General features: G+C 63.3%; 17 protein-coding genes. 12 read left to right on the top strand and 5 right to left on the bottom strand.

Features of this window, described 5'->3' with window-relative positions:
* The 4 genes from EOB59_RS36200 to fabD all read right to left on the bottom strand — a co-directional run.
* A partial coding sequence (locus tag EOB59_RS36200; protein WP_281061721.1) for a beta-ketoacyl synthase N-terminal-like domain-containing protein occupies positions 1–411 on the bottom strand: 411 nt, incomplete at its 3' end.
* A 34-nt stretch (positions 412–445) separates the two neighbouring features.
* Positions 446–682: an acyl carrier protein gene (locus EOB59_RS12335; RefSeq protein ID WP_006203723.1), complete on the bottom strand. Its 237-nt coding sequence runs from the start codon at positions 680–682 to the stop codon at positions 446–448.
* A gap of 210 nt (positions 683–892) precedes the next feature.
* The gene (gene fabG / locus EOB59_RS12330) at positions 893–1,630 is read right to left on the bottom strand and encodes a 3-oxoacyl-[acyl-carrier-protein] reductase (protein WP_128288451.1); all 738 of its coding nucleotides are present in this window, start codon (positions 1,628–1,630) and stop codon (positions 893–895) included.
* 57 nt (positions 1,631–1,687) lie between these two features.
* Entirely contained in the window at positions 1,688–2,629 is a 942-nt protein-coding gene (gene fabD, locus EOB59_RS12325; RefSeq protein ID WP_127810852.1) for an ACP S-malonyltransferase, read from the bottom strand.
* Positions 2,630–2,905: 276 nt separating this feature from the next.
* Between fabD and EOB59_RS12320 the strand changes: the two genes are divergently transcribed.
* Positions 2,906–4,840 (top strand): LTA synthase family protein, encoded by a 1,935-nt coding sequence (locus tag EOB59_RS12320; protein ID WP_164895636.1) that lies wholly within the window; start codon positions 2,906–2,908, stop codon positions 4,838–4,840.
* A 47-nt stretch (positions 4,841–4,887) separates the two neighbouring features.
* Here the strand turns inward: EOB59_RS12320 and EOB59_RS12315 are convergent, their stop codons facing one another.
* Positions 4,888–5,241 (bottom strand): hypothetical protein, encoded by a 354-nt coding sequence (locus EOB59_RS12315; RefSeq protein WP_245481752.1) that lies wholly within the window; start codon positions 5,239–5,241, stop codon positions 4,888–4,890.
* 427 nt (positions 5,242–5,668) lie between these two features.
* Here EOB59_RS12315 and rpsF point away from each other — a divergent pair, with 427 nt between their 5' ends.
* The 11 genes from rpsF to radA all read left to right on the top strand — a co-directional run.
* A complete protein-coding gene (gene rpsF, locus EOB59_RS12310) occupies positions 5,669–6,169 on the top strand; it encodes a 30S ribosomal protein S6 (RefSeq protein ID WP_013532520.1) in 501 nt (166 codons plus the stop codon).
* Complete coding sequence (rpsR, locus tag EOB59_RS12305; protein WP_006203718.1) at positions 6,169–6,417, top strand: 30S ribosomal protein S18; 249 nt, start codon at positions 6,169–6,171, stop codon at positions 6,415–6,417. Before rpsF ends, rpsR begins: the two co-directional genes overlap by 1 nt.
* Positions 6,418–6,636: 219 nt before the next feature.
* Positions 6,637–7,221 carry a 50S ribosomal protein L9 gene (rplI, locus tag EOB59_RS12300; protein WP_023813757.1) on the top strand — a complete coding sequence of 195 codons (585 nt, stop codon included), beginning with the start codon at positions 6,637–6,639 and terminating at the stop codon, positions 7,219–7,221.
* Positions 7,222–7,520: 299 nt separating this feature from the next.
* Positions 7,521–8,825: a cyclopropane-fatty-acyl-phospholipid synthase family protein gene (locus tag EOB59_RS12295; protein WP_128288449.1), complete on the top strand. Its 1,305-nt coding sequence runs from the start codon at positions 7,521–7,523 to the stop codon at positions 8,823–8,825.
* Between the two features lie 69 nt (positions 8,826–8,894).
* Complete coding sequence (locus EOB59_RS12290) at positions 8,895–9,218, top strand: YnfA family protein (protein WP_128288448.1); 324 nt, start codon at positions 8,895–8,897, stop codon at positions 9,216–9,218.
* 1 nt (position 9,219) lies between these two features.
* Positions 9,220–10,191, top strand: coding sequence for a small ribosomal subunit Rsm22 family protein (locus EOB59_RS12285; protein ID WP_127272491.1), 972 nt, complete (start codon positions 9,220–9,222; stop codon positions 10,189–10,191).
* A gap of 141 nt (positions 10,192–10,332) precedes the next feature.
* On the top strand, positions 10,333–11,046 hold the full coding sequence (locus tag EOB59_RS12280; protein ID WP_127267849.1) for a DUF1428 domain-containing protein: 714 nt from the start codon (positions 10,333–10,335) through the stop codon (positions 11,044–11,046).
* 46 nt (positions 11,047–11,092) lie between these two features.
* Positions 11,093–11,458, top strand: coding sequence for a YciI family protein (locus EOB59_RS12275; RefSeq protein WP_128288447.1), 366 nt, complete (start codon positions 11,093–11,095; stop codon positions 11,456–11,458).
* Positions 11,455–12,684 (top strand): RNA polymerase sigma factor, encoded by a 1,230-nt coding sequence (locus EOB59_RS12270; RefSeq protein WP_128288446.1) that lies wholly within the window; start codon positions 11,455–11,457, stop codon positions 12,682–12,684. The genes EOB59_RS12275 and EOB59_RS12270 overlap by 4 nt, the downstream gene beginning before the upstream one ends.
* Before the next feature lie 226 nt (positions 12,685–12,910).
* Positions 12,911–14,401: a replicative DNA helicase gene (locus EOB59_RS12265; protein ID WP_128288445.1), complete on the top strand. Its 1,491-nt coding sequence runs from the start codon at positions 12,911–12,913 to the stop codon at positions 14,399–14,401.
* A 57-nt stretch (positions 14,402–14,458) separates the two neighbouring features.
* On the top strand, positions 14,459–15,459 hold a 1,001-nt coding region (gene radA, locus EOB59_RS12260; protein WP_127244654.1), incomplete at its 3' end, for a DNA repair protein RadA.

Here is a 15,459-nt window from a genome sequence, read left to right as displayed (position 1 = left end):
GCTGATGCGGCGCGGGCCGCGCTCCTTGAGGATCATCGCGTTCTCGGCGATGCCCTCGATGCCGCCGATGCCGGAGCCGATCAGGACGCCGGTGGCACACCGCTCTTCATGCGTCTTGGGTTCCCAGCCGGAATCCTTCAGCGCCTCGTCGGCGGCGGCAATCCCGTAAAGGATGAAGTCGCCGATCTTGCGCAGTTCCTTGGGCTCGAGCACGGCCTCGGGATTGAAGGTGGCATTGCTGCCGTCACCACGCGGAATGACGTGGGCGATCTTGCAGGCAAGATCCTCCACCTCGAACTCAGTGATGCGCTTGGCAGCGCTGCGGCCGGTCAGAAGTTCCTTCCAGCTGTGCTCGAAGCCCATGCCGAACGGCGACAGCAACCCAAGGCCCGTGACGACGACACGCCTCATCGCAGGTCCTCCCCGGTGATGACTGCGGAAAGCGTCAGGCCGAAGCCTTGTCGATGTACTTCACGGCATCGCCAACGGTCAGGATGGTCTCAGCCGCATCGTCGGGAATCTCGACGCCGAATTCTTCTTCGAACGCCATGACGAGTTCGACCGTGTCGAGGCTGTCGGCGCCCAGATCATCGATGAAGCTCGCCTGCTCCGTCACTTTGTCGGCATCGACGCCAAGGTGCTCGATGACGATCTTCTTGACGCGCTCTGCGGTGTCACTCATTTGGGCATCCTCGTCTTTTGTTTGTCTGTCTTCGTTAGCGGGCAGAATGCCGCTAATCAAGCTGAAAGATGGTCCTGCCGGAAACGCAACGACTACGGACCGGTTTTTGCCCGAACCGCCGGGTTGCGGGCCGCATTACACGAAAAATAGCTGAGGTCCAAGCCGAAATGGTCTCTTTTCACAACCCGCCGGCGTTGCTGCCGAACCTCGTCAAATCATAGCCATGCCGCCATTTACGTGGATGGTCTGGCCAGTGACGTAGGCGGCTTCGTTGGAGGCGAGATAAGCGACGGCGGACGCGACTTCAACGCTGGTGCCCATGCGCCGCGTCGGGATCGCCGCCATGATCGCCTCTTTCTGCTTGTCGTTGAGCTTGTCGGTCATCGCCGATTCGATGAAGCCCGGGGCGACGCAGTTGACGGTGATGTTGCGGGTGGCGATCTCCTGTGCCAGCGATTTGGAGAAGCCGATCATGCCGGCCTTTGAGGCGCAGTAATTGGTCTGGCCGGGATTGCCGGTGATGCCGACCACCGAGGTGATGTTGATGATGCGGCCATGGCGGCGGCGCATCATCGGGTGGGTGAGTTCGCGGGTCAGCCTGAACACGGCGGTCAGGTTGACCTCGAGCACGCTGTCCCAGTCGGCATCCGACATGCGCACGAACAGGCCGTCCTTGGCGATGCCGGCGTTGTTGACCAGGATGTCGACGCCTTCGAGATCGGCTTCGGCTTTCTGGCCGAGCGCCTTGACCTCCTCACGGTTGGACAAATTGGCCGGGAACAGCTTGACCCGGTCGCCAAGCTCGCTAGCCAGCGCTTCCAGTTTCTCGACGCGGGTGCCATGCAGGCCGACGATCGCGCCCTGCGCATGCAGCATCCTGGCGATAGCCTCGCCGATGCCCCCGGATGCGCCGGTGACGAGCGCCTTGCGGCCAGTCAATTCGAACATTTTTGTCTCCTGATTGAGAAGAGAACACCCTTTACAGGGATGGGATCAAATGACGCTTTATGCAAGCGCCGCCATGGCCGCCTCGACGTCAGCCGAGGTGCCGACCGACGCGGTGGCGACATCGCGGTTGATGCGCCGCGCCAATCCTGAAAGCACCTTGCCGGCGCCGATCTCGTAAAGTGTGGTGACGCCGTTTGCGCCGAACCATTCCACCGTCTCGCGCCAACGCACGCGGCCGGTTATCTGTTCGACCAGGCGGCGGGCGATCTCGTCCGGATCGCTGGTCGGGCTGACCGTGACATTGGAGAGGACGGGAACCACCGGCGCGTTCTTTGCCACGCCGGCCAGGGCTTCGCGCATGACGTTCGCGGCCGGCGCCATCAGCGCGGAATGGAAGGGCGCGGACACCTGCAGCATCAGCGCGCGTTTGGCGCCTTTCTCGGTGCACAGTTTCGCGGCCAGTTCGACCGCGGCCTTGGCGCCGGAGATGACCAGTTGGCCACCGCCATTGTCGTTGGCGATCTGGCAGACAGAGCCTTTGGCGGCTTCCGCGCAAGCGGCTTCGACATCGACCTGTTCCAATCCGATGATCGCCGCCATGGCGCCCTCGCCGGCCGGCACCGCCGCCTGCATGGCATTGCCGCGTATGCGCAGCAACCGGGCGGCATCGGCAACCGAAACGAAACCGGCAGCGGCCAACGCCGAATATTCGCCCAGCGAATGACCGGCGACATAGGCGATCTTGCCTTTCAGCGAGAAGCCGCGCGATTCCAGCGCCCGGATCGCGGCCAGCGACACCGCCATCAGCGCCGGCTGCGCGTTGGCGGTCAGCGTCAACGTCTCTTCCGGCCCTTCCCAGATCAGCTTCGACAGGTTTTCGCCGAGCGCATCGTCGACTTCCTGGAAGACCCTGCGCGCTTCGGGGAAGGCGTCGGCGAGATCCTTGCCCATGCCGACCGCCTGGCTGCCTTGTCCGGGAAAGGTGAATGCAACGGCCATGCGAGGGCTCCCAAGGGCTGGTTTTGCTTGCCTGAAGACGGGTTTTTCTTGCCTGTGACGCATGGCGGGGCGCCAAGTCAAGCCCGGTTCGACCCTGCCCGAGGGCAGCCTCGTCCGCCGAGTGCCTGTTGCGAAAGGGTTTTTGGCGATCACTCCTGATGAAAACCGCTCACGATTCGTTTGCTGGCTCTTCTTATTTCCGTTACAGGCGCTAGCTTTGCGTGACAATTCCATGACAATCGAGTGACGTGCTTGTCGCTGGGTGGGGAAGTTAAAGTGGCAAAGAGTTACAAACGCACCGGCAAGGCCGCGCCACAGTTCCTGGAAGACGACCCCTCCACCGGCTATCTGCCGGGCAGGAGATGGCCGGTCGTGCGCTATGGGCTGATCAGCCTGGCGATCGCCGCTATCCTGGTGTTTGCCATCGAACTGATCGTGCGCGGCGACTTTGCCGGAACCATCTCCTTCTTCCTGCAGCCGTTCAAGCCGGGCTGGACCACCATCGTCGTGTTTGCGCTGCTCCTGATCGGCTTCGATGCGGTGCTCGGCCGCAGCCACCAGAGCCTGATGATCGTCGCGCCGCTGACCTTGTCGCTTGCTTTCGTCGGTCACCAGAAGTCGCACTATCTCGGCGATCCGCTCTATCCGACCGATTTCCTCTATGCCCGCCAGATCTTCGCGCTGCTGCCGCTTTTGGTACGCGAACGGCCGATGACCGCGCTTGCCATGGTCGTCGGCATCGTCGCCGGCCTGTCGCTGCTCGTCTACGGCTGGCGGCTATGGCGCCGCAAGGTTCCCGCACTCGGCCGCAAGGGGCGCCTTGCGCGGCTGACGCTGGCAGTGCCGCTACTCGCCTTCTTCGTTTCGATCATGGACTACGCCACCTTCTCCTGGACCAGGGATCGGCTGCAGATCATCCCGATCATGTGGGACCAGAAGGAAAACTATGCCTCCAACGGCTTTGCGCTGGCCTTTGCCCTCAACGTGCCGATGGCGCATGTCTCGGCGCCGCCGGGCTATTCCGACAAGGCGATCGCAGCGATAGCTAGGCCTGATGTGACCGCCTCGGTGCCGGCCGAGAAGCCGGACATCATCATCGTCATGAGCGAATCCTTCTGGGATCCGACCAAGTTGCCTGGCGTCACCATCACGCCAGATCCAATCCCCAATGTGCGGGCGCTGCGCTCGGGCTCGATGTTCTCGCCGGAGTTCGGCGGCATGACCGCCAATATCGAGTTCGAGGCGCTGACCGGCTTCTCCAACGCGTTCCTGCCGGCAGGCAGCATCCCCTATCAGCAATATGTGCGCACGCCGACGCCTTCGCTCGCGACCTTCCTGAAGAGCCAGGGTTACCGGGCGCGCGCCATCCATCCCGGCACCAACTGGTTCTGGAACCGTGGCGCGGTCTATGCCGATTTCGGCTTCAACGATTTCAAGTCGGAAGAGACGCTGCCGCCAATGCAAAAGCGCGGGCCACTGGCATCGGATGCGGCGATGACCGACGAGATCATCAGCGAGGCCGACGCCAGCGACGAGCCGGTGTTCTTCTTTGCGGTCAGCCTGCAAAACCACGGTCCCTACGAGCCGAACCGCTATTACAATCCCACGCATAGGGTGCAGGCGCCGATCAGCCAGTGGGCGCGCGAATCGCTACTCAGCTACGCCGAGGGCTCAGCCGATGCCGATCGCGGGCTCGAACGCCTCGTCGAATGGGCCAAGAAACGCTCCCGCCCCACCGTAATCGCCTTCTTCGGCGACCATCTGCCGCCGCTGGGGCCGGTCTATGTCGAAACCGGCTTCCTCAAGGACAATGTCGCGCCGCGCAAGGAAGCGTCGCCCGAGGCTGCTCTCGAGCATCACGAGACGCCGCTGGTCATCTGGTCGAACCGCACCGGGCCGGCTGAGCAGATGGGTGCCGTCAGCCCAGCCTTCCTGCCCTATCATATCCTGAAAACGGCCGGGATCAGCCATCCATACTACACCGGCTTCCTGGGCGAGATGAGCGAACGCTACCGTGTCGTCGACCGCAATCTTCTGCTGACGCCGGCTGGCGAAGCCACGCCCGATTGGGCGCGGCAGAAGGAGATCGATCCGGCGATCCGCGATTTCCGCCTGCTTCAGTATGATATGATGTTCGGCAAACGCCACGCGGCGCCCGACTTCTTCCCCGAAACGGTCGACAAGGACAAGGTTGTCGCCCATACGAGTTGAGCCCAACGATCCCTCAGGAGCCGGCCAGTCCGTCCCGGATCGCGCGTTCAGTTCGTCAATTGCAGCTTCGAGAACTTGTTGGCGATCTGCTGGAAAACGTCCGGCAATTTGGTCGGATCGTTGACTGCATAATAGCCGCTCGGATCAGAAGCGCAGGCGCTGTAAAGCGCGCGGTTGGCTGCGGTGTCGGATTGCAGCACCATGGTGTAGATTTGCACGCCCTCGTTCTTCAATTGCGTGCAGACGTTTTTGGTCCAGCCGTCGACATTGCGTGCCGCCGTCGTCTGGTTATCCGATCCGAAACGGCCGCCGGCCAGATAACCATATGATGTGTAGTCAGATTTCGTCGGCTGTTGGCTGGCGCCATAGACGACGTTCTCGCCGTCGGTGAGCAACAGCACGATCTTGCTGATGCCGGGCGTCTTCCACGGCGATGATGAATCGACCGTTGATGGCCAGGCTTCAACTCCACACAACCTGCTGGTGTGGTTAAGACGTGGTTGCCGGAAACCACAACTCCGACCGTTGCTGCTCCCCGATCATCGGCTAAGACACACGGGAATGCCGCTTGCGCTTGCTTTGCGGCCGGATTGCTGTATAGACGCCCGCAATCTGCCGGTCCTTGCTGGGGGCTGAACGGAGGGCCGGAGGTTTTTCAGAACCTTCGTGTGAAGCCGGAAGTGCTTCCGCCTCCCGTGTCTCCGCTCTCGACCGTCTCGTCATGCTCCTTTCTTCCCCCTGCCCCTTCGAGGGTTTGCGGGTCAGAGAAGTTGCAGAGGCTTTTGCCGCCGGGAACCGGGAGAGAAACGAAGAAAGGCATAGGACATAATGGCTCTTTACGAACATGTGTTTCTTGCCCGGCAGGACCTCTCGCAGCAGCAGGTCGATGCGCTTGTCGAACAGTACAAGGGTGTCATCTCCGCTAATGGCGGGTCCGTCGGCCGGGTCGAGAACTGGGGACTGAAGTCCCTCACCTACCGGGTCAACAAGAACCGGAAGGCTTACTACACGCTGATGGACCTGAATTGCCCGGCGGCCGCGCTCAACGAGATGGAGCGCCAGATGGGCCTGTCCGAGGACGTGCTGCGTTTCCTGACCATCAAGGTCGAGGCGCATGAGGAAGGCCCGTCGGCCATGATGCAGAAGCGCGAAGAGCGCTCGGAACGCGGCGGCTTCGGCGACCGTGACCGTGGCGATCGTGGTCCGCGTTCGTTCGGCGATCGTGATCGCGGCGACCGTGGCGATCGTCCGCCGCGCTCGTTCGGCGACGCCGGTGCCGATCGTGGTCCGCGCCGTCCGCGCGAAGGCTTTGAAGGGGGTGCAGAATAATGGTCGACATCAACCAGATCCCGACCCGGCGCCCGTTCCATCGCCGCCGCAAGACCTGCCCGTTCTCCGGCGCCAACGCGCCCAAGATCGACTACAAGGACGTGCGTCTGCTGCAGCGCTACATTTCTGAGCGCGGCAAGATCGTGCCGTCGCGCATCACCGCCGTCAGCCAGAAGAAGCAGCGCGAACTCGCCAAGGCGATCAAGCGCGCCCGCTTCCTCGGCCTGCTGCCCTACGTGGTTCGCTAATATCTCAAATGCGGGCGGTTCGCCGCCCGCTCTTCTCCCACGGCGACGGGCGCCGCAGGGCCGAACATCAAATCCCGGGTTGAGGTCAAAACCTCTAACTGCCGCAACAGGCAGGACAGCGACACCAGCGCCAAAGGCGCTCAAGCTTCCTGACCTGTTCCCAAGACATTCGGCGTCGATCTCATCGATCGATTGGCGCCCAACCGAAGGAACAAAACCATGGACGTCATTCTTCTCGAACGCGTTTCCCGTCTCGGCCAGATGGGCGATACCGTCAAGGTCAAGGACGGCTTCGCCCGTAACTTCCTGCTGCCGCAGGGTAAGGCGCTGCGCGCCAACGAAGCCAACAAGAAGAAGTTCGAAGGCCAGCGCGCCCAACTCGAAGCCCGTAACCTTGAGCGCAAGTCGGAAGCAGCCCAGGTCGCCGAAAAGCTCGACGGCAAGAGCTTCATCGCCGTTCGCTCCGCCGGCGAAACCGGACAGCTTTACGGTTCCGTTTCGACCCGCGACATCGCCGATCTGCTGACGGCGGAAGGTTTCTCGATCAACCGCAACCAGATCCTGCTCAACCAGCCGATCAAGACCATCGGTGTCACCAATGTGGCGATCGCGCTGCATCCGGAAGTCGAGGTCACCGTCACGCTCAACATCGCCCGCACGGCCGACGAAGCCGAGCGCCAGGCCAAGGGCGAGACTCTGACCACCGCCGAAGCGATCTATGGCGACGACATCAACGACAACGCCCGGCCGGAGAACTTCTTCGATCCGAACACCGAGTTTGAAGGCGGCGAAGACAACGCCTGATCATACATCGCAAAGAGGTTGAAGCTGCGCTCCGATCTCGATTGAAGCGTGCTTCGATCACTTTGCCGTCATCCAGCCATGCTGGACCAATGCCCGGGCCTCTCGCCCGGGCATTTTTGTGCCAAATGGAACTTTTCGAACCCCTATATATTGTTGCAGACTATGGCGTCGCGCGTCCTTTGGCCGCGCAAAGCACGCTGTGCAACTTTGGTTCGGCGCAAGATCTTCGGCGAAATCGACACTGATTTTCGCGGTCACGCGCCAAGGCAGCCTGTCTGGCCGAGAGGGGACATTTGGTCATGAATATTCTGTTGAAGCGCGTTCTCGACCGCCTGGTGCGTACCGGCAATCTCAAGGTGACCGGTCCCAAGGGCTCGGCTGTGGTTTTCGGCGACGGCAGCGGCGAACCGGTGCACATGCACATCAAGACCGCGCATGCCGAGCGCGCCATCACCTTCGATCCGATGTTGGCGGTGCCTGAAGCCTACATGGACGGCGAACTCGACATTCTCGAAGGCGGCGTGCTGGGCGTGATGCGCATCGCCTTCCAGAACATGGGCAGCGGCGGCATCGACGCCACCTGGTCGAAGGCAATCGAAGGCTTGCGCCACGCCTTCCGCCGGCTGCAGCAGATCAACACCGCCTCGCGCTCGCGGCGCAACGTGCAGCGACACTACGATTTGTCGGGCGACCTTTACCGGCTCTTCCTCGGCGAGGACATGCAATATTCCTGCGCCTATTTCGAGCAGCCGGACATGACGCTCGACGAAGCGCAGGCCGCCAAGAAACGCCACATCGCCGCCAAGCTCCGGCTGAAGGCCGGCCAGACGGTGCTCGACATCGGCTCCGGCTGGGGCGGGCTTGGCCTCTACCTCGCCAAGGCGTTCGACGTCGACGTGCAGGGCGTGACTCTGTCGACCGAGCAGCATGGCGTAGCCACCGACCGGGCGCACGCGCAAGGGCTGGAAAGCCGCGTGCATTTCGAGCTGAAGGACTACCGCGAACTCAACGAGCGTTTCGACCGCATCGTCTCGGTCGGTATGTTCGAGCATGTCGGCGTCAACCACTACCGTACGTTCTTCGACAAGAGCGCGACGCTGCTCAAGCCCGATGGCGTGATGCTGTTGCACACGATCGGCCGCTCCGGCGTGCCGTGGGCGACCAGCGCCTTCATCCGCAAATACATCTTCCCGGGCGGCTATATCCCTTCGCTCTCGGAAGTCATGCCGGCGGTCGAAAAGTCGGGCCTGGTCGTCACCGACGTCGAGATCCTGCGGCTCCACTATGCCGATACGCTGAAGCACTGGGGCGTGCGCTTCGCCGCCAATCGCGACAAGGCCAAGGCGATCTATGACGAGCGTTTCTGCCGCATGTGGGAATTCTACCTGGCGGCCTCGGAAGCCGCCTTCCGCTGGCAGGACCTGGTGATCTTCCAGATCCAGATCGCCAAGAAGAACGACACGCTGCCGATGACACGCGACTACATGGCTAAATGCGAAAAAGCGCTTGAGATGCGCGATATGGGGCATCGTGAAACGGCTCCCGTCAAAAAGAGCCCGGCCGCCAAGCCGGCTCGCCGCCGCAAGGTTGCCGACCAGGAATAGCATTGCCGCTTGCCATTGCCGGCGCCTGCACTGAAAAAGGCCCCGTGACTGTCGCGGGACCTTTTTTTCATGACCTACGTCCTCTATGCCGCCGCCGCTCTGGCCGAGATCGCCGGCTGCTTTTCGTTCTGGGCCTGGTGGCGGCTGGATAAGTCGCCGCTGTGGCTTCTTCCCGGCCTCGCCTCGCTTGCCCTGTTCGGCTTCCTGCTGGCGCTGGTGGCCATGTCAGCCGCCGGCCGCGCCTACGCCGCCTATGGCGGCATCTACATCGCGGCGTCGCTTGGCTGGCTGTGGCTGGTGGAGGGCGTTCGCCCCGACCGCTGGGATCTTGCCGGTGCCGCGCTCTGCATTGCCGGCGCTTCGGTGATCCTTCTCGTCCCGCGGGGCGCGTGAGATGGAGTTGCCGGCATCCCTTCGCCAAGGTGTCGAGCGCCTGCTCGAAAACGTTCCTCTTGCGGTACTCAAGCAAGCGGCAAAAACGCTGTCCGACCGTTATCGTGCCGAGTTGCGTGACGGCCGTTTGCACATGGCCGAGGACCTGGCGGTGAAAGCCTATCTGGCGACGCGGCTGCCGGCGACCTATGCCGCGATCCGCGCCAGCCTCGACGCGCTGAGCGACGCAAAGCCCGGCTTTCAACCCAGGAGCCTGCTCGATGTCGGCGCCGGCCCTGGCACGGTGCTTTGGGCCACGACCGACCAGTGGCCCGATCTCGAACAGGCAGTGTTGTTCGAAGCCAGTGCCGCGGTGCGCAAGGTCGGCGAGACGCTTGCCGGCGACACAATTGCCGCCCAGACCAGATGGCTGGCCGGTGATGCCACCATCGACCTTGCCGACATCGAGCCGGCCGATCTGGTCACGTGCGCCTATGTGCTCGACGAAATCGCTCCCGCATCACTGCCGAAGCTCATCGACCGCCTCTGGCAACTCACCGCCGACACGCTGCTTGTGGTCGAGCCGGGCACCCCCGCCGGCTGGCAGCGCATCCTTGCCGTGCGCCGGCAGTTGATCGAGGCGGGCGCGCATGTGCTTGCGCCTTGCCCGCATCAGGCGCCCTGCCCGCTCACCGCGCCCGACTGGTGCCACTTTTCCCGCCGCGTCGCCCGCTCGCGCCTGCACCGGCTGGCCAAGGACGCCGACGTGCCGTGGGAAGATGAGAAATTCATCTATGTCGCGGCTTCTCGCGACGGACTCACATCGCACCAGGCGCGGGTTCTTGCGCCGCCGAAATCCGGTTCCGGCAAGGTTCTGCTCAAACTTTGCCGGGACGACGGCACCGCCGCCGAGCGCTTGTTCACCAAGCGCGACGGCGCCGACTTCAAGCTGGCCCGGCGGCTGGACTGGGGCGACAGGCTGGCTTCCGAATAGACAGCAGCAGCGTTTGCGACCGCCTCGAAGAAAAATTTCGAAGCGATGTCGAATCCAGGCCGTGCCGTTCGACCATTGGCGTTCTCGGACCTTTCGAGACGCCAAGAGTGTCAAACGGCATCAGCCAACAGGAGAAACGCAATGAGCTATATCGCAGGATTTGTCGCCGCGGTGCCCGCCGCCAACAAGGAAGCTTACCGCAGGCATGTCGCCGAGGTGGCATCGGTGCTGAAGGAGTTCGGCACCACCCGCATGGTCGAAGGATGGGGCGACGACGTGCCCGGCGGCAAGATCACCGACTTCAAGGGAGCCGTGAAGGCAAAGCCGGATGAAGTCATCACCTTTTCATGGCACGAATACGCGGACAAGGCGGCGGCGGACGCGGCCTATCAGACGATGATGAGCGACCCGCGCATGGCGGAGATCGGCGCTTCCATGCCCTTTGACGGCAAGCGCATGATCATCGGTGGCTTCACGCCCTTCATCGACCTGAACACGACCGGCAAGACGGGCTATATCGATGGCTCGCTGGTGCCGGTGCCGGCCGCCAACAAGCAGGCCTACCTTGCCGTAGCGACGAAGCAGGCCGCGGTGATCAAGGAACACGGCGCAACCCGCGTTGTCGAAGCGTGGGGCGACGATGTTCCCGACGGCGAGGTCACCGACTACCGTGGCGCCGTGAAAGCGACGGGCGACGAGGTCGTCGTCTATGCCTGGGTCGAATGGCCGTCGAAGCAGGTGCGCGATGACGCCTGGAAAAAGGTGATTGCCGATCCGCGCATGTATGCCGACACCATGCCCTACGACAACCAGCGCCGGGTCCATGGCGGCTTTGCGCCGATCCTCGACGCCTGATCCCAAGAACCCTAGTTTTCGACAATCCTGGAAAAGGAAACCCACCATGCGTTACGCCTGTCTCATCTATTACCACCCCAAAACATTGTTCGGCGGCAGCCCGGAGGCCAGTGCCGTGCTGGCCGAGTGCTCCGGATATGACGAGGTGCTCAAAGCCAGCGGCCACTTCGTAACCGCCGAGGCCCTGGTGCTGCCCGAGGAGGCAATGACCGTGCAGGTCCGCGACGGCAAGATGTCGACCGTCGACGGCCCGTTCATGGAGACCAAGGAGATCCTGGGCGGCATCATCGTCATCGAGGCCCGCGATCTCAACGAGGCGGTGCGAGTGGCGAGCGGCCATCCACTGGCAACGATCGGCTTTGTCGAAGTTCGCCCGGTCGTCGACTTCAGCCAGCCGCCGCCGGTCCTGTGAGCACCACCAGCCCGCGCGATGCCCTGGAGGCGGCCTACCGCACCGAGGCGCGGCGCGTGCTGGCGACCTTGATCCGCCTGCTCGGCGGTTTCGACGCGGCGGAGGAGGCCTTGCATGAGGCCTTCACTGCTGCCGCCGAGCAATGGCCGCGCCAGGGTGTGCCGGCCAACCCCTATTCCTGGCTGGTCTCGGCCGGCCGCTTCAGGACCATCGACCGCTGGCGCCGGGAAGCACGGCTGGCCGGGGCTCTGCCCGAACTCACGGCGCTGGCCGAGCCGACACGGGAGCCGGCCATGCCGGAAGACATCCAGGACGATGAATTGCGGCTCATCTTCGTCTGCTGCCATCCGGCGCTGGCGCCGGATGCACGCATCGCCCTGACCCTGCGCGAAGTGGGTGGTTTGACCACCGAAGAGATCGCCCGCGCCTATCTGACGCCTGCACCGACCATTGCGCAACGCATCGTGCGGGCCAAGGCGAAGATCCGGGACGAGGCGATCCCCTACGAGGTGCCCGACCGCGACGACCTGCCGGCGCGTCTCGAGAGTGCGCTGCAGGTGATCTACCTGATCTTCAACGAGGGTTACGCGGCCACCGAGGGGCCGAACCTGACGCGGGCCGACCTGTGCGCCGAGGCGATCCGGCTCGGCCGGCTGATGGTCGAACTGCTCGACCAGCCGGAGGCGCAAGGGCTGCTTGCCCTGATGCTGCTGCACGAGGCGCGGCGCGCGACGCGGGTCAATGCCAGCGGCGACCTTGTCCTGCTGGAGGATCAGGACCGCACGCTGTGGGACCGTTCGCTGATCGCCGAGGCCGACGGCCTGATCGGTCGGGCGATCGCCTCGCGCCGCATCGGACCGTATATCCTGCAGGCGGCCATTGCTTCCGTCCACGCCGAGGCGGCAGGCACGGCGGAGACCGACTGGGTACAGATCGTCGCGCTTTACGATGTGCTCGGCCGCGTCGACCCCTCACCGGTCGTGGCACTCAACCGCGCCGCGGCCATAGGCATGCGCGACGGCCCGCAGGCCGGACTGGCGGAAATCGAGGCGGTCATGGCACAAGGCGGGCTGGACGGCTACCATCTGGCGCACGCGGCGCGAGCAGACATGCAGCGCAGGCTTGGCTTGACCGAAGCGGCAAGGACCTCCTACCGGCGGGCAATCGAGTTGACCCGGCAACCGGCGGAACGCCGGTTCATCGAGGGGCGACTCGGTCAGCTTTGAGCGGGATGGCTGCACAGGGCACCATTCTTGTTTTCTCGTTTTGTTCTCCCTATAGATGCGCTACAGTCGTTCTTTCGATTCGAGTCAATTGTGATTCTTTCCACCGAAAAAACTCGGCTGTGAATCGCGGGTATCAAAGCTGATTGGACAGGCACTGGTGCAGATAAGTCAGCATGGACTTGTCACGTTCTGATATCGAAAGGCCGGGATCGAAATCGGGGATATCATGGCAGAAGCAGCGCGAAAATTCGGCGTGGCGGAAACACCGCTTTATCGTGAAGCGCCCAACAACATCGAGGCCGAGCAAGCGCTGCTCGGCGCCATCCTCGTCAACAACGACGCCTTCTATCGCGTCTCGGACTTCCTCAAGGCCAGCCATTTCTACGAGCCGCTGCACCGCAAGATCTTCGAGGTGGCGTCCGAGTTCATCCGTATGGGCAAGGTCGCGACGCCGATCACGCTGAAAACCTTCCTGCCCGCCGACGAGAAGGTCGGCGACATGACGATGGCGCAATATGTCGTGCGGCTGGCGGTCGAGGCTGTGACCGTCGTCAACGCCACGGACTATGGCCGCGCCATCTATGACCTTGCGACGCGCCGCGCGTTGATCACGGTCGGCGAGGACATGGTCAACATCGCCTATGACGCGCCGGTCGACATGGCGCCCGGTGAACAGATCGAGGATGCCGAGCGGCGGCTGTTCGAGCTGGCCGAAAACGGCCGCTACGATGGCGGTTTCGAGAGCTTTTCCGATGCGTTGAAGAATGCCGTCGACATGGCCAGCGCGGCCTATATGCGCGATGGCCACCTGTCCGGCATTGCCACCGGCCTGCGCGATCTCGATCATCGTATGGGCGGGCTGCAGCCGTCGGATTTGATCATCATCGCCGGCCGCCCAGGCATGGGCAAGACGTCGCTGGCCACCAACATCGCCTACAACATCGCTGCCGCCTATGAGCCTGCCCAGCAGGCCGACGGTTCGGTCAAGGCGGCCAATGGCGGCGTCGTCGGTTTCTTCTCGCTCGAAATGTCGTCGGAGCAGCTGGCCACCCGCATCATCTCCGAGCAGACCGAGATCCCATCGTCGAAAATCCGGCGCGGCGATCTGACGGAGGCCGATTTCGGCAAGCTCGTTGCCTACACGCAGGAGAACCATAAACGGCCGCTCTATATCGACCAGACGGGCGGTATTTCCATTGCCCAGCTTGCGGGGCGCGCCCGCCGCCTCAAGCGTCAGCGCGGGCTTGACCTGATGGTCATCGACTATATCCAGCTGATGCAGGGTTCGTCCGCCAAGGCATCGCAGAACCGCGTCCAGGAAATCACCGAGATCACTACCGGGCTGAAGGCGCTCGGCAAGGAGCTGGGCGTGCCGATCATCGCCCTCTCACAGCTCTCGCGTCAGGTCGAAAGCCGCGACGACAAACATCCCCAGCTGTCCGACCTGCGCGAATCGGGTTCGATCGAGCAGGACGCCGACGTGGTGCTGTTCGTGTACCGCGAGGAATATTACATCAAGAACAAGGAGCCGGAGAAAGGCACGCCCGAGCATCTCGCCTGGGAGACGAAGATGATCGAGGTCCAGGGCAAGGCCGAAGTGATCATCGCCAAGCAGCGCCACGGACCGACCGGCACCGTCAGCCTTGCCTTCCAGGGCGAGTTCACCCGCTTCTCCGACCTCGCCGAGGAGCATCATCTGCCGGAAAGGTTCGAGTAGCTTTTTGACCTACCCCAGCCAACCTCGCCCAGACCATTTTCAAGCAGCATCCCGCTGATGGCAAAGTCGCGCGTCCAATTCATCTGCCAGAGCTGCGGATCGGTGCATCAGCGCTGGGCCGGCAAATGCGATGCCTGCGGCGAGTGGAACACGCTGGTCGAGGAAGGTACGTCCGGCGGCATCGGCTCAGGACCAGCCAACACGCGCAATGCCCGCAAGGGCCGCGCGGTGGTGCTGACCACGCTGTCCGGCGATATCGAGGACGCGCCGCGCATCATTTCGGGCATCGGCGAACTCGATCGCGCCACCGGCGGTGGTTTCGTGCGCGGCTCGGCGCTGCTGGTCGGCGGCGATCCTGGTATCGGCAAGTCGACGCTGCTCACCCAGGCGGCCGCGGCGCTAGCATCAAAAGGCCACCGCATCGTCTATGTCTCGGGCGAAGAGGCGGTCGCGCAGATCAGGCTGCGGGCGCAGCGGCTTGGCGTCGCCTCTTCTCCGGTGGAACTTGCCGCCGAGACCAATGTCGAGGACATCCTGGCGACGATCGCCGACGGCAAGCGGCCTGATCTCGTCATCCTGGATTCTATCCAGACGCTGTGGACCGACCTTGCCGATTCGGCACCGGGCACCGTCACACAGGTGCGCGCCGCCGCCCAGGCGATGATCCGTTATGCGAAATCCACGGGTGCTGCGATCGTGCTGGTCGGCCATGTCACCAAGGAAGGCCAGATCGCCGGGCCGCGTGTCGTCGAGCATATGGTCGACGCCGTGCTCTACTTCGAAGGCGAAGGCGGCCACCATTACCGCATCCTGCGCACGGTGAAGAACCGTTTTGGCCCGACCGACGAGATCGGCGTCTTCGAAATGTCGGACAAGGGCCTGCGCGAGGTTGCCAATCCGTCCGAGCTTTTCCTTGGCGAGCGCCATGCAAAATCGCCCGGGGCCGCGGTTTTCGCCGGCATGGAGGGGACAAGGCCGGTGCTGGTCGAGATCCAGGCACTGGTCGCACCCTCCTCGCTCGGCACGCCGCGCCGCGCCGTCGTCGGCTGGGACGGCGC

This window comes from Mesorhizobium sp. M7A.F.Ca.MR.176.00.0.0, from assembly GCF_004023165.1.
Classification (GTDB): domain Bacteria; phylum Pseudomonadota; class Alphaproteobacteria; order Rhizobiales; family Rhizobiaceae; genus Mesorhizobium.
Note: the sequence above shows the minus strand (reverse complement) of the source record. Positions and strands in the feature narration are given on the sequence as shown.